This window comes from Atlantibacter hermannii (assembly GCF_009907385.1).
Lineage (GTDB): Bacteria > Pseudomonadota > Gammaproteobacteria > Enterobacterales > Enterobacteriaceae > Atlantibacter > Atlantibacter hermannii_A.
In genome coordinates, this window is sequence record NZ_JAAATR010000033.1 from 249,545 (window position 1) to 269,004 (window position 19,460).

Annotated in this window: 16 protein-coding genes; 8 read left to right on the forward strand and 8 right to left on the reverse strand. The window is 56.9% G+C overall.

All coding sequences use genetic code 11. The features are described 5' to 3' along the window. Positions 1–23 precede the first annotated feature (23 nt). The 7 genes from GV764_RS10815 to GV764_RS10845 all read left to right on the forward strand — a co-directional run bounded on the left by GV764_RS10815 (position 24) and on the right by GV764_RS10845 (position 7,959). Positions 24–1,076, forward strand: coding sequence for a D-guloside 3-dehydrogenase (locus tag GV764_RS10815; RefSeq protein ID WP_161660160.1), 1,053 nt, complete (start codon positions 24–26; stop codon positions 1,074–1,076). A gap of 18 nt (positions 1,077–1,094) precedes the next feature. After that, complete coding sequence (locus GV764_RS10820; protein ID WP_161660161.1) at positions 1,095–1,883, forward strand: sugar phosphate isomerase/epimerase family protein; 789 nt, start codon at positions 1,095–1,097, stop codon at positions 1,881–1,883. Between the two features lie 13 nt (positions 1,884–1,896). After that, positions 1,897–2,943 (forward strand): D-glucoside 3-dehydrogenase, encoded by a 1,047-nt coding sequence (locus GV764_RS10825; protein ID WP_161660162.1) that lies wholly within the window; start codon positions 1,897–1,899, stop codon positions 2,941–2,943. Further along, complete coding sequence (locus GV764_RS10830; RefSeq protein ID WP_161660163.1) at positions 2,940–5,213, forward strand: glycoside hydrolase family 65 protein; 2,274 nt, start codon at positions 2,940–2,942, stop codon at positions 5,211–5,213. Before GV764_RS10825 ends, GV764_RS10830 begins: the two co-directional genes overlap by 4 nt. Next, positions 5,191–5,871 (forward strand): beta-phosphoglucomutase, encoded by a 681-nt coding sequence (gene pgmB / locus GV764_RS10835; RefSeq protein WP_201743141.1) that lies wholly within the window; start codon positions 5,191–5,193, stop codon positions 5,869–5,871. The genes GV764_RS10830 and pgmB overlap by 23 nt, the downstream gene beginning before the upstream one ends. Positions 5,872–5,880: 9 nt before the next feature. Continuing rightward, positions 5,881–6,963 (forward strand): ABC transporter ATP-binding protein, encoded by a 1,083-nt coding sequence (locus GV764_RS10840; protein ID WP_161660164.1) that lies wholly within the window; start codon positions 5,881–5,883, stop codon positions 6,961–6,963. Positions 6,964–7,035: 72 nt separating this feature from the next. Next, positions 7,036–7,959, forward strand: coding sequence for an OmpG family monomeric porin (locus GV764_RS10845; RefSeq protein ID WP_161660165.1), 924 nt, complete (start codon positions 7,036–7,038; stop codon positions 7,957–7,959). Between the two features lie 63 nt (positions 7,960–8,022). Here the strand turns inward: GV764_RS10845 and GV764_RS10850 are convergent, their stop codons facing one another. The 4 genes from GV764_RS10850 to ogt all read right to left on the reverse strand — a co-directional run bounded on the left by GV764_RS10850 (position 8,023) and on the right by ogt (position 11,681). Continuing rightward, positions 8,023–9,036, reverse strand: coding sequence for a LacI family DNA-binding transcriptional regulator (locus tag GV764_RS10850; protein ID WP_161660166.1), 1,014 nt, complete (start codon positions 9,034–9,036; stop codon positions 8,023–8,025). A 122-nt stretch (positions 9,037–9,158) separates the two neighbouring features. Further along, positions 9,159–10,109 carry a universal stress protein UspE gene (uspE, locus tag GV764_RS10855; protein ID WP_161660167.1) on the reverse strand — a complete coding sequence of 317 codons (951 nt, stop codon included), beginning with the start codon at positions 10,107–10,109 and terminating at the stop codon, positions 9,159–9,161. Between the two features lie 136 nt (positions 10,110–10,245). Further along, positions 10,246–10,998: a fumarate/nitrate reduction transcriptional regulator Fnr gene (gene fnr, locus GV764_RS10860; protein WP_125293384.1), complete on the reverse strand. Its 753-nt coding sequence runs from the start codon at positions 10,996–10,998 to the stop codon at positions 10,246–10,248. A gap of 167 nt (positions 10,999–11,165) precedes the next feature. Beyond that, on the reverse strand, positions 11,166–11,681 hold the full coding sequence (ogt, locus tag GV764_RS10865; RefSeq protein WP_161660168.1) for a methylated-DNA--[protein]-cysteine S-methyltransferase: 516 nt from the start codon (positions 11,679–11,681) through the stop codon (positions 11,166–11,168). 543 nt (positions 11,682–12,224) lie between these two features. Between ogt and smrA the strand changes: the two genes are divergently transcribed. Next, positions 12,225–12,788, forward strand: coding sequence for a DNA endonuclease SmrA (smrA, locus tag GV764_RS10870; protein WP_161660169.1), 564 nt, complete (start codon positions 12,225–12,227; stop codon positions 12,786–12,788). Between the two features lie 7 nt (positions 12,789–12,795). On the opposite strand, the gene narI is transcribed toward smrA, so the two are convergent. From narI to GV764_RS10890, 4 genes are read right to left on the reverse strand one after another with little or no spacing between them, the layout of a single operon-like run. Next, positions 12,796–13,476 carry a respiratory nitrate reductase subunit gamma gene (gene narI / locus GV764_RS10875; protein ID WP_161660170.1) on the reverse strand — a complete coding sequence of 227 codons (681 nt, stop codon included), beginning with the start codon at positions 13,474–13,476 and terminating at the stop codon, positions 12,796–12,798. Beyond that, positions 13,473–14,168, reverse strand: a complete 696-nt coding sequence (gene narJ, locus GV764_RS10880; protein WP_161660171.1) for a nitrate reductase molybdenum cofactor assembly chaperone — start codon at positions 14,166–14,168, stop codon at positions 13,473–13,475. Before narJ ends, narI begins: the two co-directional genes overlap by 4 nt. After that, positions 14,168–15,712, reverse strand: coding sequence for a nitrate reductase subunit beta (narH, locus tag GV764_RS10885; RefSeq protein WP_161660172.1), 1,545 nt, complete (start codon positions 15,710–15,712; stop codon positions 14,168–14,170). The genes narJ and narH overlap by 1 nt, the downstream gene beginning before the upstream one ends. Continuing rightward, positions 15,709–19,449 carry a nitrate reductase subunit alpha gene (locus GV764_RS10890; protein WP_161660173.1) on the reverse strand — a complete coding sequence of 1,247 codons (3,741 nt, stop codon included), beginning with the start codon at positions 19,447–19,449 and terminating at the stop codon, positions 15,709–15,711. The genes narH and GV764_RS10890 overlap by 4 nt, the downstream gene beginning before the upstream one ends. Between the last annotated feature and the right edge of the window lie 11 nt (positions 19,450–19,460).

The following is a 19,460-nucleotide window of genomic DNA, read 5'->3' on the forward strand; positions in this document are numbered from 1 at the left end:
CAATTTACATTCAGGAATTTTTAATGAAAAAGCTTATTGCATCTGAGCCGCGCGTGGCGGCGCTTGTGGAGTATCAGGATCGTCCGGTGGCGGCGAATGAAGTCAAAATTAAGGTACTGTTCGGTGCGCCGAAGCACGGCACCGAAGTGGTCGATTTCCGCGCCGCCAGCCCGTTTATTGATGAAGACTTCAATTCAGAATGGCAGATGTTTATGCCGCGCCCGGAAGGTGCCCCGCGCGGGATCCAGTTCGGGCACTTCCAGCTCGGCAATATGGTGGTGGGCGATGTGATTGAGATCGGCGCAGACGTCAGCGCGGTTAAAAAAGGCGATCGCGTTTGCACCTATGGTCCGCTTCAGGAAACCGTCATTGTTAATGGCGTGAACAACTACAAGCTGCGCAAAATGCCGGACGGCGCGAGCTGGAAAAACGCGGTCTGCTACGATCCGGCGCAGTTCGCCATGAGCGGCGTACGCGACGCCAACGTGCGGGTCGGCGATTTTGTGGTGGTGGTCGGTCTCGGCGCGATTGGCCAAATCGCCATCCAGCTAGCCAAAAAGGCGGGCGCCTCGACGGTCATCGGCGTGGATCCTATTGCGCATCGCTGCGATATCGCCCGGCGACACGGCGCAGATGCCTGCCTCAATCCGCTGGCGTGCGATGTCGGGCTGGAGATCAAACGGCTGACCGGTAAGCAGGGCGCCGACAGCATTATCGAATCCAGCGGTTATGCAGACGCCTTGCAAAGCGCGCTACGCGGCCTGGCTTACGGCGGCACCATCTCCTATATCGCCTTCGCCAAACCGTTCCCGGCGGGGTTCAATCTGGGCCGCGAGGCGCATTTCAATAACGCCAAAATCGTGTTCTCCCGCGCCTGCAGCGAGCCAAACCCGGACTACCCGCGCTGGAACCGCAAACGCATTGAGGAAACCTGCTGGGAATTACTGATGAACGGTTATCTCAACTGCGAGGACCTGATCGATCCGGTGGTGACCTTCGCCAGCAGCCCGGAGAGCTATATGAAATATGTCGACCGCCAGCCGGAACTGAGCATCAAAATGGGCGTCACGTTTTAACGTACAGGGAGGTAAAAAATGAAAATCGCAACGCAGAATCAGGCATTTTTCCCGCAGGGGATCACAGAGAAGTTCCGTTACATCAAGGCGATGGGCTTTGATGGTTTTGAAATCGACGGCAAGCTGCTGGTGGATAACCTGGCGGAAGTCAAAGCGGCTATCCAGGAAACCGGCTTGCCGGTGGTCACCGCCTGCGGCGGCTATGACGGCTGGATTGGCGACTTTATCGAAGAGCGCCGTCTGAACGGCATCGCGCAGATCACCCGCATTCTGGAGGCGCTGTCGGAAGTCGGCGGTACGGGGATTATCGTCCCGGCCGCCTGGGGGATGTTCACCTTTCGTTTGCCGCCGATGACCTCGCCGCGCAGCGTTGAAGGCGATCGCAAAGCGGTCAGCGACTCGCTGCGCCAGCTCGATGCGGTGGCGCGCCGCACAGGCACTATAATTTTCCTTGAGCCGCTGAATCGCTATCAGGATCACATGATCAATACCCTCGCTGAGGCGCGTCGCTATATCGACGAAGGCGGGTATTGCAACGTGCGGATCATCGGCGACTTCTACCATATGAATATTGAAGAGGACGACCTGAGCGCGGCGCTGACGACCCATCGCGACCTGCTCGGTCACGTTCACCTTGCTGATAATCATCGCTACCAGCCCGGTAGCGGCTGCATCGACTTCAAGAAGCATTTTGATACGTTGCGCGCCAACGATTATGACGGGTGGGTCGTATACGAGTGCCGCGTCCGCGCCGACGATCCTGCCGCCGCCTACCGCCAGTCACTCGCTTTCTTACGGTCATGCTGAGGGGCGTAGCACTATGAGCGGTAGCGACAAGACATTGCGCGTTGCCATTATCGGCGCAGGGAATATTGCCGAAAGAGTTCACGCATCGTTCTATCACGCCAGCCCAGATACCGAGCTGGTGGGCGTGTGCGATAACCGGCCAGAGCAGGCGCAGATGTTTGCCAATAAGTACGGCTGCGCGGCGTTTGATGATGTGGATACCATGCTGTCGACGCTGCGCCCGGATGCGGTCAGCGTCTGTTCGCCCAATCGGTTTCATTACCAGCATGTGCTGGCCGCGCTGGCGGCGGGTTGCCATGTGATGTGCGAGAAACCCCCGGCGATGACGCCGCAGGAGGCGGACGAGATGCGGCTGGCGGCGCGCAAAGCGCGTCGGCTGCTGGCTTACGATTTCCATCATCGTTTCGCTCTCGACGTCCAGCTGCTGCGCGAGCAGGTCGCGGCGGGCACCCTGGGGAAAGTGTACGTCACTAACGCCCGGGCGCTGCGCCGCTGCGGCGTGCCGGGCTGGGGCGTGTTCACCAATAAAGCGCTCCAGGGCGGCGGGCCGCTCATCGACATCGGTATTCATATGCTGGATGCCGCCCTGTTTGTGCTGGGATTCCCGGCGGTGAAGTGCGTGACCGCCCACAGCTTTCAGAAACTGGGCACCACCAAAAACAACGGGCAATTCGGCGCATGGGACCCGGCGAATTACACCGTCGAAGACGCGCTGTTCGCCACGCTCGAATTTCACAACGGCGGCATTCTGCGCCTTGAAACCTCGTTCGCGCTGAATATCCCTGAGCAGAGCATCATGAACGTCCAGTTCTGCGGGGATAAGGCGGGCGGCACGCTGTTCCCGGCGCATATTTATTACGATGAAGCAGGAGAGTTGGTCACCCTGATGCAGCGAGACGCGGCGGATGATTTGCGTCATTTCCGCTCGATGTCTGCTTTTATCGATGCGGTGAAGGGCAGCCCGGTCGCGCTGGCCGAAGCCGAGCAGGGGTATCAGATCCAGCGGCTGGTGCAGGCGATTTATGACGCCGCCGAGCAGGGGGTCGCCGTCACCTTATGAAACCGATGACCACGCTGAATGAAGCGCGCTTTGATCCGCATTGCCTGAATAAATACGCCTCGCTGATGGCGGCAGGAAACGGCTATCTGGGCATCCGCGCCACCCACGAAGAGAGTTACAGCCAGCAAAACCGCGGCATGTATCTCGCGGGCTTGTACCACCGCGCGGGGAAGCGGGACGTAACCGAACTGATTAATTTGCCCGACGTGGTGGGCATGGAAATCGACATCGACGGGGCTATTTTTAGCCTGCTGGCCGGGGAGATCCTCGACTGGCGGCGCGAACTGTCATTCTCCAGCGGCGAAGTCGTGCGCGACGTACTCTGGCGCGCCCCGAACGGGCGGCGCTACCGCATTGAAAGCCGCCGCTTTCTTTCTGCCGCTCAAAAACCGCTGTTTGCGATGCGGCTTTCCATCACCCCGCTGGACGGCGCGGCGCAGGTAAAGCTGACCACCGGTATTGACGCGACCCAGACTAACAGCGGGCGGCAGCATCTGGATGAAATTTCTCTGCGCGTCTATGAAGAGCGCTATCTTCAGGGCGTTTATCGCGCACAGGGCAGTCAGATCGATGTGACCATCGGCTGCCGCTGCACGGTGACCCATGCGGTAAACCGCATCAGCGCCGTTAACCGCAAGCTGATGCAGCATTCCACCGCCCTTGTTGCCCAGGGCGATACGCTGTGTTGTGAAAAAATCTGCTGGATCGCAGGCGACCCCGACGCCACGCCGAACGGCCTTGAGGCGCAGAGCCTGGCGGCGCTTAAAGTGGCGGCAGACCTCGGCTATGAAGCGCTACTGACTGCGTCGCGTCAGGCCATGACGCAGTGGTGGCGGCAAAGCCGGGTGGAGCTGGATTGCGATGATTTGCAGGATCAGCAGGCGCTGGACTTTGCCCTGTTTCACCTGCATGCCATGACGCCGGTACATGACGAACGCGCCAGCATCGCGGCGAAAGGGCTCACCGGCGAGGGGTATAAGGGCCATGTGTTCTGGGATACCGAGGTATTTTTACTGCCATTTTATCTCTATACCCATCCTGAAATCGCGCGTCAGCTCCTGCGTTATCGCTGGCATAATCTGCCTGCCGCACAGCAGAAAGCCCGCCACTGCGGTTACCAGGGGGCGCTGTTTCCGTGGGAAAGCGCCCGTACGGGTGAAGAAGAGACGCCGGAATTTGCCGCCATCAACATTCGTACCGGCCAGCGCCAGCGCGTCGCGTCTGCTCTGGCCGAGCATCATCTGGTGGCAGACATCGGCTGGGCCGTGATGCGCTATGTGGAGATTACCGGTGACGATGCGTTTTTACAGGGGGAAGGCGGCGAACTGTTATATCAAACGGCCTGCTTCTGGATTAGCCGCACGACCGAAGTGGAGGGTCATCTGGAAATCCACGATGTCATCGGGCCCGATGAGTATACCGAGCACGTTAACAACAACGCCTTCACTAACTATATGGCGCTCTACAACGTAGCAAGTGCGCTGAAGCATTGCCCGGCAGCGCGGATGGCAGTGGATTTTAAAACCAAAGCGGCGGATTTTATCGCCCGTTTGCGGCTGCCTGTGCCTGATATGCGCCACGTGCTGCCGCAGGATGACAGTTTTTTTAGCAAGCCATTTATCGACCTGAGCCGTTACCAGGCGCAGGCGGGCAAGCAAACCATTTTGCTGGATTACTCGCGGGCTGAAGTCAACGAGATGCAGATCCTCAAGCAAGCCGACGTGGTGATGCTGTTCTATCTCCAGCCGGGGCTGTTTACGCCAGAAACCCAGCAGGCCAGCCTGGCGTGGTATCTGCCGCGCACTATCCATGATTCGTCGCTCAGCAAGACCATCCACGGCATCGTGGCGGCGCGCTGTAACGATGCGCAGACCGCGTACCGTTTCTGGCGAGAAGGGAGCCAGATCGATCTGGGTGACGATCCGCACAGCAGTGATGACGGTTTGCATGCTGCCGCAACGGGCGCAATCTGGCTCGGTGTGATTGAGGGCTTCGCCGGCGTGAGCGTCGAGCACGGGCTGTGCATTGCTCCGCGGTTGCCCGAGGGCTGGCGGCGGTTGCGCTTCCCGCTGTGCTACCAGGGTATCCGGTTAACGCTGGAGCTCACGCCAACGCATCTGACGATGACAACGTCCGCGCCGTTAACCTTCCGGCTATATGGTCATTCCGTATCCTTTAGCGGCCAGGGGCGTTGGGCGTATCAGGATTTTATTTCACTCAGGATGGGAGCGCTCCCGGGAAGGGATCATGTTACAGGCACTGATATTTGATTTAGACGGCGTTATCACCGATACCGCGCATTTGCACTTTATCGCGTGGCGTTCGGTTGCCGCGGAGTTGGGCATCACGATAGATGAAGAGGTGAACCAGTCGTTAAAAGGCATCAGCCGGATGGCGTCGCTTGAGCGTATTTTGCAGTTTGGCGGTAAGGCGGAGTTATTTAGCGTAACGGAGAAGGCAGCGATCGCCCGCCGTAAAAACGACCGTTACGTCGCACTGCTGAGTTCGCTGGGGCCGGAATCTGTTCTGCCGGGCATCGCCTCGCTGCTGGCTGAATTAAAGTCGCGCGGCATTGGCATTGGTCTGGCGTCCGCCTCGTTAAATGCGCCGGGTATATTACAGGCGCTCGGATTGACGGCGATGTTTGATTACTGCGCCGACGCCAGCCGCATTGTCCATTCCAAACCCGATCCGGAAATTTTTCTCGCGGCCTGCGCCGGGCTGGGCGCCACGCCGCAACGCTGCATCGGCGTGGAGGACGCCCAGGCCGGGATTGCGGCGATTAACGCCAGCGGCATGGTATCGATTGGTATCGGGGCTACGCTCACCGATGCGAATTTACGGCTTAACAGCACGGAAGAACTCACCTGGCGGCGGATCGCCGGGCTTATGGACCTCACAGATACGGCGACGTCTGTTCGCCGTTAAGGGATTGATATGGCACAACTTTCCTTACAGCACCTTCAGAAGGTTTATGACAATAACGTTCACGTGGTAAAGGATTTCACCCTTGAGATTGCCGACAAGGAATTTATTGTTTTCGTTGGCCCGTCAGGCTGCGGTAAATCCACCACGCTGCGCATGATCGCCGGGCTGGAGGACATCACCCACGGTGAACTCTATATCGACGGGGTAAGAATGAATGATGTCCCTGCTAAATCGCGCGACATCGCCATGGTGTTTCAGAACTACGCGCTCTATCCCCATATGAGCGTCTACGACAACATGGCTTTCGGCCTGAAAATGCAGAAAATCGCCCCGGCAGTCATTAGCGAGAGAGTCGAATGGGCCGCGCAGATCCTCGGCCTGAAAGAGTACCTCAAGCGCAAGCCAGGCGCGCTTTCGGGCGGGCAACGCCAGCGGGTGGCGCTGGGCAGAGCAATTGTTCGGGAGGCGGGCGTGTTTTTGATGGATGAGCCGCTGTCCAATCTGGATGCCCGGCTGCGGGTGCAGATGCGCGCCGAGATCGGCAAACTGCACCAGAAACTCAATACCACCATGATTTACGTTACCCACGACCAGACGGAAGCCATGACCATGGCGACGCGCATTGTGATCCTCAAGGACGGCATAATCCAGCAGGTAGGTACGCCAAAAACGGTCTACAACCATCCGGCCAACATGTTTGTCGCGGGCTTTATCGGTTCACCCGCCATGAACTTTGTGCGCGGCGCATTTGACGGCAGCCACTTCGTGACCGAGACCCTCAAGCTGGAATTACCGGAAGAAAAGCGCGAACTGCTTAATGACAGAGGTTATTACCGCAAACCGATCGTGATGGGGATTCGTCCGGAAGATATCTCTACGGGCGCGCAACAACACAATAGCGCCGATGCGCATATTAGCGTGGCCGAACTGACCGGCGCGGAATTTATGCTGTATACCTCGGTTGGCGGGCATGAATTTGTGGTTCGCACCAGTGCAGACGGGCATTATCACGCCGGACAAACGCAGCCTATCTATTTTGATATGACCAAATCCCATTTCTTCAACAGCGAAACGGAACACGCCATCGATTAATGACCGCAAGGGCAGGCTTGCGGCTTGCCTTTGCATTACCCCGGCAGTACCCACAAATGAAGGAACGAAAATATGAATGCCATAATTCGGACGCTGCTACTGTTGCCTGTTGCTGGGGCAATGTGTGCCCAGGCGCAGGAAACACCGCAAAATAGCTGGCAATACAGCATTGGCGCGATGTATGAAATTGAGAACGTCGAGGGTCAGGCAGAAGACAGGGACGGGCTCTATGAACCCTCTGTCTATTTCAATGCCGCTTACGGTCCCTGGAGTATTAATCTGGTGATGTATCAGGAAGGTCCGGTTGATTACAGTTCCATGTCGCGCGGAACCTATTTCAACCGCCCGGAATTTAACCTGCGTTATCAGTTAACAGAAAATGATGATTTCTCCCTGGGGTTAACCGGCGGTGTGCGCAATTATGGTTACCATTTTAAAAACGAGGACGGTTCTCCTGCCGGTACCGCCAATACCCAGCGCTGGAAAATTCAGCCGGACTGGAATGTGAAAATCAATCAGGATCTGGCGTTTGAGGGATGGCTGGCCTGGTATCGGTTCGTAAACGATCTAAACCAAACCGGTTATTCCGATAGCCGTGTCGAAACGGAAACCGGGTTAAATTATCACTTTAATGAGACATTCTCGGTTCAGGCGCACTATTATCTTGAGCGCGGCTATAACACCGTGAGCGGCAATAAACAGGGCGAGTTTTCCACAAACGAGGCACGTATTTATTTCCCCATCGCCCTCGGAAACAATACCTTTACCCCTTATACCCGCTTAACCATCGATCGCTGGAGCAACTGGGACTGGCAGAATGACGGCTCTGATTCGGAAGATCATGACTATAACCGTCTGGGCCTGCTGTACGCCCATGATTTCGAGAACGGTTTGTCAATGACGCTGGAATATGCTTACGAATGGCAGACGCACCGCGAAGGGGATACACATGATATTTTTCACTATGCAGGTATAGGCGTGAATTACGCTTTTTAACGCGCCTTCCTTAACGTTCGTGATATCCCCCTGAGCGCAGGCGGACGCACCTGCGCTCAGACGTTATCCTGGAATTGACCCGGTAATCACATTTTGTGTGGCAAGTATGATTGATGCCGGGGTTGGCTTATTCGCAATACGATCAAACAATAACGCGCTACTGGTATCCCCGAGCGCCTGAATAGGCACTTCAATGCCGCCTGGCGGCGGGCTCAGCATAAATGATAACAGGGCATCGCTATAGCCGATCACTGCCAGTTGCTGCGGAATAGCAATATTAAGACGCGCCGCCATGCGATACAGGCTCATTAACTTCAGACTGTCGGTAGCGAAAATGGCCTCAGGAAGTGGAGAGCGCGTTAACAATTTTTCCGCCGCTTCAAGCGCGCTTTGCTGGGTATAACCGCCGTCAACCATCAGCGCGGAATCGACCGCGAGCCCGTTGCGCATCAGCGCCGTTTTACATCCCTCAAGCCGGTCGAGTGACACGTGATAATCAAGCGGCGCATGTAAACAGGCAATGCGCCGAAAACCTTTGTCAATCAGGGTTTGCGTTAACGCGATGCTGTCATGAAAATTATCGGTATCCACGGAAACGATATTTTGATAACAGCCCTTTAGCCCACCGATAACCACCACCGGAATATTATATTTATCCAGTTCCGCAAAGAAGTGCTCATTAACGGGTGAGCTGAGCATAATAATGCCTTTAACCATTTTTTGTTTTATTTTGGTCAGGCATTTTTCTAAATCTTCGGCGCTGTTCTTTGACGTCTGTAATATCACATCAAAGCCTTCATGCTCAGCCCGTGCGATAATGGCATGCAATACTTCGGAAAAGAAAGGATTGCCGGAAGTGGTTTTGGTGGAACGGGTAGAAATAACCATAATGGCGTCGAAACCTGATGAGGTCAGGGCGCGCGCCAGTTTATTTGGTTGGTAATTTAATTCTTCAATAGCCTTTAAAACCCGCTCGCGGGCATCGTCAGAAATATTGGTTTGCTTATTGAGAACTCGCGAAACGGTAGATTTAGATACTTTTGCAACCCGTGCGATATCATAAATTGTCGGCGACATCAGTCTGCAAACTCCCTGTTGAAACAGAACAGCGATGTTACTCCAGGCTTCATGGTGTGTCTATTTTAACCACGTCGCCAAAAAAGCACGCCACAGGGGCGTGCTGTCACGGGTAACTGAGGTTAATCGTCTTCGTCGTCGTCCAGCTCTACCGGCGTCTGGTAGTCGTCTGGTTTAATCGCCAGCAAATCGCAGCGCAAATGGTCAATAACCTGTTCAGCGGTATTGCCTAAAAACGCAGCGGACAGTCCGGTACGGCCCACGGTGCCCAGTACCACAATCCCGGCCTGCAAATGCTCGGCGAGATCGGGGATCACTTCTTCCGGCAGGCCTTTTTCCACGTGAGTCATGTTTTCGCCAATCGAGTATTTCTGGCGCAGCGCTTTCATGGCAATTAAATGCTGACCGCGGATCGCGTCGTTATACACGCTGGGATCAAAATCGGGCAGTTCGATGGCGATGTTAATCGGCGTGGCGGGGAACGCGCCCACCAGGTGTACTTCGGTATGGTTGACCTGCTCGGCCAGATGCAGCGTCTCGCGTACCAGCTTGTCGTTCAGCGCGTTGTGGTAAATCTCTTCACTCGCCAGGTTCACCGCCACCAGCGCTTTGCCGCCTTCCGGCCAGGGCTGGTCTTTCACCATCCACACCGGGCACGGGCATTTACGCAGAAGGTGCCAGTCGGTGGGGGTAAAGATAACGGATTCGAGTTTGTCGTGCTGATGGGTCATTTTCAGCACCAGATCGTGCTTGCTGGTTTTCACTTCCTGGATGATGGCTTCAAAAGGGCGGTTATGCCACACCACTTTTATGTCAATCGGGATACCCGATTCGATATAGTGCTGCGCCTGCTCGCGTATCCATGCGGTTCGTTGGCTTATCACGCCCTGGCGCATCGCGGTGCGCTCATCGGGGGACAGCAGGGTGGTCATCTCATACGAGAAATCATAAATCGGCAGAAAGGCTTTAATTTTGCCGCCAATGCGTTGATGCAAATACACCGCACGCCGCAGTGCGGGTTGATCGTCCTGGCCTGGGTCAATCACCACCAGCATGTTTTGATAATTTGCCATACAGGGTCTCCTTACAACTGCAAACCACAGTCTGTAAAGTAAGATTAACCCATAGAGAATGAATGAAACAGGGGAGAAGTAGACGCCGGATCAATAAATTAAAAAATTTAACGATACGGCGTTTTAGAAAGCGCGGTTAGGCGACGTTACGGGAATGGCCTGCCAGCTGTGCCAGCGTGTCGCTGTTTTCGATGGTGATATATTTGCCTTTTACCGCCAGCATGCCGCTTTTCTGGAAACGACCCAGCAGGCGGCTGATGGTTTCTACGGTCAGGCCGAGATAGTTACCGATATCGCCACGGGTCATGGTGAGACGGAACTCACGCGGTGAGAAACCCCGTTGGGCAAAACGGCGCGACAGGTTGTAGATAAACGCGGCCAGGCGCTCTTCGGCGTTTTTCTTGGACAACAGCAGGATCATGTCCTGGTCGCCTTTGATCTCGCCGCTCATCAGACGCATCATCTGCTGACGCAGATTCGGCATTTTACCGGACAGATCGTCTAAGGTTTCGAACGGGATTTCGCAGACCATCGACGTTTCAAGCGCCTGGGCGAAGCTCGGGTGATGCCCAGAACCGATGGCGTCAAAGCCGACTAAATCGCCCGCCAGGTGGAAGCCAGTGATTTGCTCGTCGCCCTGCTCGGTAATGGTGTAACTCTTGATAGTACCGGAACGAATGGCATACAGCGACTTCAACTCATCACCCGCCTTAAACAGCGTTTGCCCTTTCTGAATCGGTTTTTTGCGCTCGATAATGTTATCAAGCTGGTCGAGCTCGTGTTCGTTGAGGGTGAAGGGGATGCACAGTTGGCTGATGCTGCAATCCTGACAATGGATAGCACAACCGCCAGACTGAATGCGTCGAATAATTCGCTTTTCCGGGATCATAGGTCTGCTCAAGCCTTACATTGATATTGGTCAATTTTAACATCTTTTTGTTGAGCAGGTAAATCGACCGGAACAGCAAACCGATCACAAACACATGAAAAAAGAAGTGCTTTTTTTCTATCCCCTTGATTGATAGGGATATTAAAAGTTCCGAAAAATGAGTTCAATTATATTAAAAGATAGCCCTCGTGGCGCAGTAACCACTCTTTACGGGTGACGCCGCCCGCATAGCCGGTTAATGCGCCGCTGCTGCCAATCACCCGATGGCAGGGCACGACGATACTTACCGGATTGGATCCGTTCGCGGCGCCCACCGCGCGCGCCGCGCCGCTGCGACCCAGCTGCGCAGCCAGTTGACCATAGGAGAGGATCTGCCCGCAGGGGATAGCGCGCAACGCTTTCCAGACGTCGCGCTGGAACGGCGTACCGGCCGTCGCGGTAGGCAGCGTGTCGATAACCGCCAGATCGCCGTCGAAATAGTCCTGCAGTTTTGCGCTCAGGCCGCCGGGGTTGTCACTGGCGACGCGGGTATAGCCGCTGGCGCGATAGTGAATATTAAGCAGTTCAACCATCCTGGCGCTGTGTTCTTCCCATTCCACGGCGCGCAGCTGGAATTGCTCATCGCACAATATCCACAGCGGCCCCAGCGGGGTGTCTATTTTATCTTCAAGAAGGGTTAGCATGATTATATTCTCGTTGCCGTCACCGGATAAGGGATTGCGCCAACATAGCACGTTCCAGATATATTCGACATACCCCTTAACGAGAATGAATTTCGCCCCAGGGCGCTTTATTTTTGGTGGAGAATAAAAGAAACAACAGGCGTTTATTATTTCCAGATAACGGGATTTTAAAAATAAAAAAAGAGCCTGCCGACATCGAACAGGCTCCACAGTACACAGCAGTGCTGTCCGGGGCTTATTTCCTGCACTATTTCCTGTGTGTCAGGTTGAGTAAGGTATAGCAACGAAGAATTAAAATGAATAATTTATTTAAGTGATTAAATTCACAAAACCGGCAGCGAAACGATTCGATGAATAATTATTGCTGCATTATTCGCCGCTCAAAAAATTACCACAAACTTATAAAAGAGATATTTTGCGATAAATCTAAGCGAATTCCTGAAATAAAAAATAAGCACGTTTTGATAAGATTGATGCCTGTCTTGAGGCACAGGCCAAGGGCGGCTATAGTGTCTGACCTGCATGACATCCGGAGGCCCGCAGATGAAACCTGACGATAAATCACTTTTTCTTGAGGCCATGGATGATGTTAAACCGCTGAAAAACGCCTCCTGCACCACATGGCAAAAATCAAAGCCTGCCCGCGCGGTGGCGTCGATAGACGTGCTGCAACTCGACAACTTTTTAACCACCGGTTATCTGGACATCGTACCGCTCGACCAACCGCTGGAATTTAAGCGCGAAGGGGTGCAGCAGGGGGTGCTGGATAAACTGCGCCAGGGAAAATACCCCCAACAGGCGAACCTGAGTCTGCTGCGTATGCCGGTTGAACAGTGCCGACAAGCACTGTTCGCCTTTATCCATCAGGCGAAACAGCAGGGGCTGCGCAATGTGCTGATCGTTCACGGCAAAGGACGGGAAGAGAAATCCCACGCGAACATTGTGCGTAGCTATCTGGCGCGCTGGTTAGGGGAGTTTGAAGAGGTGCAGGCGTTTTGCACTGCGCTGCCCCATCATGGCGGCAGCGGAGCCTGTTACGTGGCACTCAAAAAATCGGATGCCCAGCGGCTGGATAACCGGGAGCGTCACGCCAAACGCAGCCGCTGAGCCATGGCTAGCGCCGGGATTTGACAATCTGATAGCGCCGGGTGAAGTACTCCACCGGCGCGCTCCACATGTGCACCAGCCGGGTAAACGGGAACAGCAGAAACAATGTCATGCCCAGTACCAGATGCACCCGGTAGACCAACGCCACGCCGTCAAGATAGGTCGCCGCGCCGCCCTGGAAGGTCACCACCGCCTGCGCCCAGTCCACCAGTTTGAGCATTTCGCTGCCGTCCATAAACTGCGCGGAAAACGGGATGGTCAGCAGGCCCAGGGCGCACTGGATCATCAGCAGCGCGAGGATCAGAATATCCGCGTTACTGGAGCTGGCCCGCACGCGCGGGTTGAAAATCCGCCGGTACAGCAACATTAACCCGCCGACCAGCGTCAGCACGCCGCAAATCCCGCCCAGCCACATCGCCATCAACTGTTTGGTCGCCATCGGCAAAAACCAGGCATACATCCAGTGGGGGGTCAGCATCCCGAAGAAATGGCCAAACAGCACGCCGATAATTCCGATATGAAACAGGTTGGACGCCAGCGTCATGCCTTTTTTATCCAGCATCTGGCTGGAGCCCGCGCGCCAGGTATATTGTCCGTAGTCATAACGCAGCCAGCTGCCGAGGATAAACACCGTTCCGCACAGGTACGGGTAGATGTCGTAAAAGAAAAAATTCAGATAGTTGATCATTTGGGACCTCCGGCACTGATATCCAGATACTGAGGCGTGACGTTGTCACTAAAGCGCCGCTGATGCTGCTGTTGCGGTGACGCATCGGTGCTACAGCCCTGGTCGTCGATAAACTTCACCTGTTCCTCTTCCCAGATGGCGTCCAGCGCCTGCGGCGTGTCGTCCCGGGTTTCCTGGGTAACCTGACTGACGACGCTGTCGCTGCGGTACGGGCTGCCGGCAATCGCTAACAGCGCATCGAACAGCTGGCTGTACGGCGACTGGCGCTGTTTAAGCCGCCCGCCCAGCAGCGCCAGGATCGGCGCCACGTCGTTCAGCCCCTGAAGCGCGTCCTGTTCAGGCTGGATGCTGAGATATTCCAGATACAGCGGCAGCCAGTCGGGCAGTTCGCGGCTGTCCAGTTGCAGGCCAGCCTTTTCATATTGCGCCATCAGATCCACCATCGCCTGGCCGCGATCCCGCGACTCGGCGTGCACGTGCTCAAACAGCAGCAACGAGGTGGCGCGGCCCCGATCGAACAGCTCGCACCATTCCGCCTGTTTGTCGATCAGCGGGGCGGCAAACAGCTGTTCCGCAAACGGCGTGACGCGCGGCGCGTCCTGCGCCACGGCGGCGCGCAGTTCGTCCGCCGCTTCCCACAGCTCCTCGTTGGGGTATTCCATCAGCAGGGCGATAATTTTTAAGCTTTGCATTATTCACCCTCCGCTTTATCGCGCACTTCGGTGATGTTAATGGCGTCAATGCGGCTGCTGTTGAACAGGTTAAACTTGCTGTCCGAACCGCGGCAGCCGTCGCCGAAGGTGAAGCCGCAGCCGTTGCGCTCCGGGAACGCGTCGCGGGCCATTTCCCGGTGGCTGGTGGGGATCACGAAGCGGTCTTCGTAGTTGGCGATCGCCAGGTAGCGATACATCTCCTGCACCTGGGCTTCGCTGAGGCCCACTTCGTCAATGGCGCGGGTATCGGTCACGCCTTCGACGGTTTGCGAGCGCATATAGTGGCGCATCGCCATCATGCGCTTCAGGGCGCGCAGCACCGGGGCCGGATCGCCCGCGCTGAGCATATTCGCCAGGTACTGCACCGGAATGCGCAGGCTCTCCACCGCCGGTAATACCGAATCGGTGCGCGGCAGGCCGCCCGCGTCCGCCACCGACTGGATCGGCGACAGGGGCGGCACGTACCAGACCATCGGCAGGGTGCGGTATTCCGGGTGCAGCGGCAGCGCCAGCTTCCAGTCCATCGCCAGCTTATACACCGGGGATTTCTGCGCGGCGTCGATGACGTTAGCCGGAATACCCTGTTTCAGCGCTTCTTCAATCACGTTTGGATCGTTAGGGTTCAGGAACACGTCGCACTGGCGCTCGTACAGATCGGTGGTGTGTTCGGTACTGGCGGCTTCAAGAATACGGTCTGCGTCGTACAGCACCACGCCGAGATAACGAATGCGTCCCACGCAGGTCTCCGAGCACACCGTCGGCTGGCCGGATTCAATGCGCGGATAGCAGAGAATGCATTTCTCCGACTTGCCGCTCTTCCAGTTAAAGTAGATTTTCTTGTACGGGCAGCCGCTGATGCACAACCGCCAGCCGCGGCATTTGTCCTGGTCGATCAGCACGATGCCGTCTTCCTCGCGCTTATAAATCGCGCCGCTCGGGCAGGTCGCCACGCAGCTTGGGTTGAGGCAGTGTTCGCACAGGCGCGGCAGGTACATCATGAAGGTATTTTCAAACTGGCCGTACATCTCGGTCTGCATGGCTTCGAAGTTCTTGTCCGCCTGGCGCTTGCTGAATTCGCCGCCCAGCAGCTCTTCCCAGTTCGGCCCCCATTCCACTTTTTCCATGCGTTTGCCGGTCAGCAGCGAACGCGGGCGGGCGGTGGGAACGTGTTTGCCTTCCGGCGCGTTATGCAGATGCTGATAGTCGAAGGTGAACGGCTCGTAATAATCGTCGATAGACGGCAGGACCGGGTTGGCGAAAATTTTCGACATCACCCCCAGCTTGCCGCCGAGACGCGGCACCAGCCGCCCGCTGATTTTGCGGATCCAGCCGCCTTCCCAGCGGTCCTGATCTTCCCAGTTTTTCGGATAACCGATGCCCGGTTTGGTTTCGACGTTATTAAACCAGGCGTACTCCATGCCTTCGCGCCCGGTCCAGACGTTTTTACAGGTCACCGAACAGGTGTGGCAGCCGATGCACTTATCCAGGTTCATCACCATACCGACTTGTGAACGTATTCTCATTTTGCCGCCTCCTGTCGCTGGTTATTGCCTTCGTCATCCAGCCAGTCGATGTTGCGCATCTTGCGGATCAGGATGAATTCATCGCGGTTCGACCCCACAGTGCCGTAGTAGTTAAAGCTGTAGGCCAACTGCGCGTAGCCGCCGATCATATGGGTCGGTTTCGGGCAGACGCGGGTCACCGAGTTGTGGATGCCGCCGCGCATACCGGTCACCTCCGAACCGGGGATATTCATCAGTCGCTCCTGAGCGTGATACATCATGGTCATGCCCGGCGGGACGCGCTGGCTGACCACCGCGCGGGCGGTGAGCGCGCCGTTGGCGTTGAAGGCTTCGATCCAGTCGTTATCGGCGATGCCTAACTCTCTGGCATCGCTTTCGCTGATCCAGACAATCGGCCCGCCGCGCGACAGGGTCAGCATCAGCAGGTTTTCGCTGTAGGTGGAATGGATGCCCCATTTCTGGTGCGGCGTCAGGAAATTCAGCGCCTTTTCCGGAAAACCGTTGGACGGCACATCGCGCATCGCGCTGACGCTGCGGGTATCCACCGGCGGACGGTAGGTCACCAGGCTTTCCCCAAACGCGCGCATCCACAGATGGTCCTGATACAGCTGCTGACGGCCCGACAGCGTGCGCCACGGGATCAGTTCATGCACGTTGGTGTACCCGGCGTTATAGGAAACGTGCTCATCCTCCAGCCCGGACCAGGTGGGGCTGGAGATGATTTTGCGCGGCTGGGCCACGATGTCGCGAAAACGGATCTTCTCGTCTTCTTTCGGCAGCGCCAGATGATGGTGCTCGCGCCCGGTGATTTTACTCAGCGCTTCCCAGGCCTTCACCGCCACCTGGCCGTTGGTTTCCGGGGCCAGCGCCAGGATCACTTCCGAGGCGTCAATGGCGCTGTCGATTTTTGGCCGCCCGGCGGCGGGGCCGTCGGCTTTGCGGTAGTTAAGCTTGCCGAGCAGTTCCACTTCGCTTTCGGTATTCCAGCTGATGCCTTTGCCGCCGTTGCCGAGTTTATCCATCAGCGGGCCGAGGGAGGTAAAGCGCTCCCAGGTGGCCGGATAATCGCGCTCCAGCACCATTATGTTCGGCGCGGTTTTACCGGGGATCAGATCGCATTCGCCTTTGCGCCAGTCGAGGATCTCGAACGGCTGGGCCAGCTCCGCCGGGGAATCATGCTGCAGCGGCTGCAACACCACGTCGGTCTCTTTACCCAGATGCCCGACGCACACCGCCGAAAACGCTTTAGCGATGCCTTTGTAAATCTCCCAGTCGCTTTTCGATTCCCACGCCGGATCCACGGCGGCGGAGAGCGGATGAATAAACGGATGCATATCCGAAGTATTCATATCGTCCTTTTCATACCAGGTGGCGGTGGGCAGCACGATATCCGAGAACAGGCAGGTACTGGACATGCGGAAATCGAGGGTGACCAGCAGGTCCAGTTTGCCTTCGATCGCGCCGCCTTGCCATTCCACTTCTTCCGGCTTCACGTCGTCGGTGCTGCCCAGATCCTCGCCCTGAATGCCGCTTTCAGTGCCCAGCAGGTAGCGCAGCATGTACTCGTGGCCTTTACCGGACGAGCCCAGCAGGTTCGAGCGCCAGATGAACATATTGCGCGGATGGTTCTGCCCGTTGTCCGGCTGCTCGCAGGCGAAGCGCAAATCGCCGGATTTCAGCGCCTGAACGGTGTAGTCGATGGGCGACATTCCGGCCTCTCTGGCCCTGGCGGCCAGATGCAGCGGGTTAACCCCCAACTGCGGCGCGGAAGGCAGCCAGCCCATGCGCTCTGCCCGCACGTTGAAATCAATCAGATGACCGGTAAATCTGGACGGATCCGCCAGCGGCGACAGTAATTCCTGCGCGGTGAGTTTTTCATAGCGCCACTGGCTGGCGTGATTATAGAAAAACGAGGTGCTGTTCATCTGGCGCGGCGGGCGGTTCCAGTCCAGCGCGAACGCCAGCGGCAGCCAGCCGGTTTGCGGCCTTAATTTCTCCTGGCCGACGTAGTGCGCCCAGCCGCCGCCGGTTTGCCCGACGCAGCCGCAGAACACCAGAATATTGATCATCCCCCGGTAGTTCATGTCCATGTGATACCAGTGGTTGACCCCCGCGCCGAGAATAATCATCGAGCGGCCGTGGGTTTTCAGCGCGGTATCGGCGAACTCGTGGGCGATTTGCTCGATATGCCGGCGCGGTACGCCGCAAATCTGCTCCGCCCAGGCCGGGGTATAGGGCTTAATTTCATTGAAATCGCTGGCGCAGTGTTCATCGTCCAGCCCGCGATCGAGACCGTAGTTCGCGAGGATCAAATCGTAAACGCTGACAACTCTGGCTGCACTGCCGTCCGCCAGGGTCAGGGTTTTCACCGGCAGTTTGTGCAGCATGATCGGGTCGCGTTTGACGTGACGGAAGTGCGGGTTTTCCTGGCCGCCGAAGTAGGGGAACGCCACCTCGTCGATGGCGTCATGCCGCCCCAGCAGGCTCAGCGCCAGTTCGGTCTCCACACCTGCCGCCAGGCTTTCCAGATTCCATTTGCCCTGTTCGCCCCAGCGGAAGCCAATCGACCCGTTCGGCACCACTAAGTCCCCGGCGCGGTTATACGCCACGGTTTTCCACTCAGGATTGTTGGCCTCGCCCAAACCGTCCAGCAGATCGCTGGCGCGCAGCATCCGGCCTGGCGCGTAGTAACCCTCCGGGCGCGGCTCCAGCAGCACCAGCATCGGCATATCGGTATAGCGGCGGCAGTAGTTGATAAAGTAGTCGCCGGGATTATCAAGGTGGAACTGGCGCAAAATCACGTGGCCCATCGCCATCGCCAGCGCGCTGTCGGTGCCCTGTTTGGGGGCCAGCCACTGGTCGCACAGCTTGGCCACTTCCGAGTAGTCAGGAGTGATGGCGATGGTTTTGGTGCCCTTGTAGCGCACCTCGGTAAAAAAGTGCGCGTCCGGGCTGCGGGTCTGCGGCACGTTAGAGCCCCAGGCGATGATATAGCTGGAGTTGTACCAGTCGGCGGATTCCGGGACATCGGTTTGTTCGCCCCAGGTCATTGGCGACGCGGGGGGTAAGTCGCAATACCAGTCGTAAAAGCTCAGGCAGGTGCCGCCGAGCAGCGACAGATAGCGGGTGCCCGCCGCGTAAGAGACCATCGACATCGCCGGGATCGGCGAAAAACCGGCTACCCGGTCCGGGCCATAGGTTTTGATGGTCCAGACGTTGGCGGCGGCAATCAACTGATTCAGCTCCTGCCAGCTGGAGCGGATAAACCCGCCGCGACCGCGCACTTTCTTGTAGCTCTGGGTTTTTTCCGGGTCGGCCATGATCGATGCCCAGGCTTCCACCGGGTCGCTGTTGTGGGTCAGCGCTTCGCGCCAGAGTTCGATCAGGCGTTTGCGCACCAGCGGATACTTCAGGCGGTTGGCGCTGTACAGATACCACGAATAGCTGGCCCCGCGCGGGCAGCCGCGCGGCTCGTGATTAGGCAGGTCGGGGCGGGTGCGCGGATAGTCGGTCTGCTGGGTTTCCCAGGTCACCAGGCCGTTCTTGACGTAAATTTTCCAGCTACAGGAGCCGGTACAGTTCACGCCGTGCGTGGAGCGCACCACCTTATCGTACTGCCAGCGCTGGCGATAACTGTCCTCCCAGTCGCGGTTGGTGTGCATCACCTGGCCGTGATCGTCGGCAAAGGTGTCGCCTTTGAGTTTGAAATAGCGGAATCGGTCGAGAAGTTTGCTCATTGCTTTCTCCT

Bases quoted from the DNA above. Each gene is read 5' to 3' on its own strand.
- GV764_RS10815 (WP_161660160.1), top strand. From the start codon at position 24: ATGAAAAAGCTTATTGCATCTGAGCCGCGCGTGGCGGCGCTTGTGGAG.
- GV764_RS10820 (WP_161660161.1), top strand. From the start codon at position 1,095: ATGAAAATCGCAACGCAGAATCAGGCATTTTTCCCGCAGGGGATCACA.
- GV764_RS10825 (WP_161660162.1), top strand. From the start codon at position 1,897: ATGAGCGGTAGCGACAAGACATTGCGCGTTGCCATTATCGGCGCAGGG.
- GV764_RS10830 (WP_161660163.1), top strand. From the start codon at position 2,940: ATGAAACCGATGACCACGCTGAATGAAGCGCGCTTTGATCCGCATTGC.
- pgmB (WP_201743141.1), top strand. From the start codon at position 5,191: ATGTTACAGGCACTGATATTTGATTTAGACGGCGTTATCACCGATACC.
- GV764_RS10840 (WP_161660164.1), top strand. From the start codon at position 5,881: ATGGCACAACTTTCCTTACAGCACCTTCAGAAGGTTTATGACAATAAC.
- GV764_RS10845 (WP_161660165.1), top strand. From the start codon at position 7,036: ATGAATGCCATAATTCGGACGCTGCTACTGTTGCCTGTTGCTGGGGCA.
- GV764_RS10850 (WP_161660166.1), bottom strand. From the start codon at position 9,036: ATGTCGCCGACAATTTATGATATCGCACGGGTTGCAAAAGTATCTAAA.
- uspE (WP_161660167.1), bottom strand. From the start codon at position 10,109: ATGGCAAATTATCAAAACATGCTGGTGGTGATTGACCCAGGCCAGGAC.
- fnr (WP_125293384.1), bottom strand. From the start codon at position 10,998: ATGATCCCGGAAAAGCGAATTATTCGACGCATTCAGTCTGGCGGTTGT.
- ogt (WP_161660168.1), bottom strand. From the start codon at position 11,681: ATGCTAACCCTTCTTGAAGATAAAATAGACACCCCGCTGGGGCCGCTG.
- smrA (WP_161660169.1), top strand. From the start codon at position 12,225: ATGAAACCTGACGATAAATCACTTTTTCTTGAGGCCATGGATGATGTT.
- narI (WP_161660170.1), bottom strand. From the start codon at position 13,476: ATGATCAACTATCTGAATTTTTTCTTTTACGACATCTACCCGTACCTG.
- narJ (WP_161660171.1), bottom strand. From the start codon at position 14,168: ATGCAAAGCTTAAAAATTATCGCCCTGCTGATGGAATACCCCAACGAG.
- narH (WP_161660172.1), bottom strand. From the start codon at position 15,712: ATGAGAATACGTTCACAAGTCGGTATGGTGATGAACCTGGATAAGTGC.
- GV764_RS10890 (WP_161660173.1), bottom strand. From the start codon at position 19,449: ATGAGCAAACTTCTCGACCGATTCCGCTATTTCAAACTCAAAGGCGAC.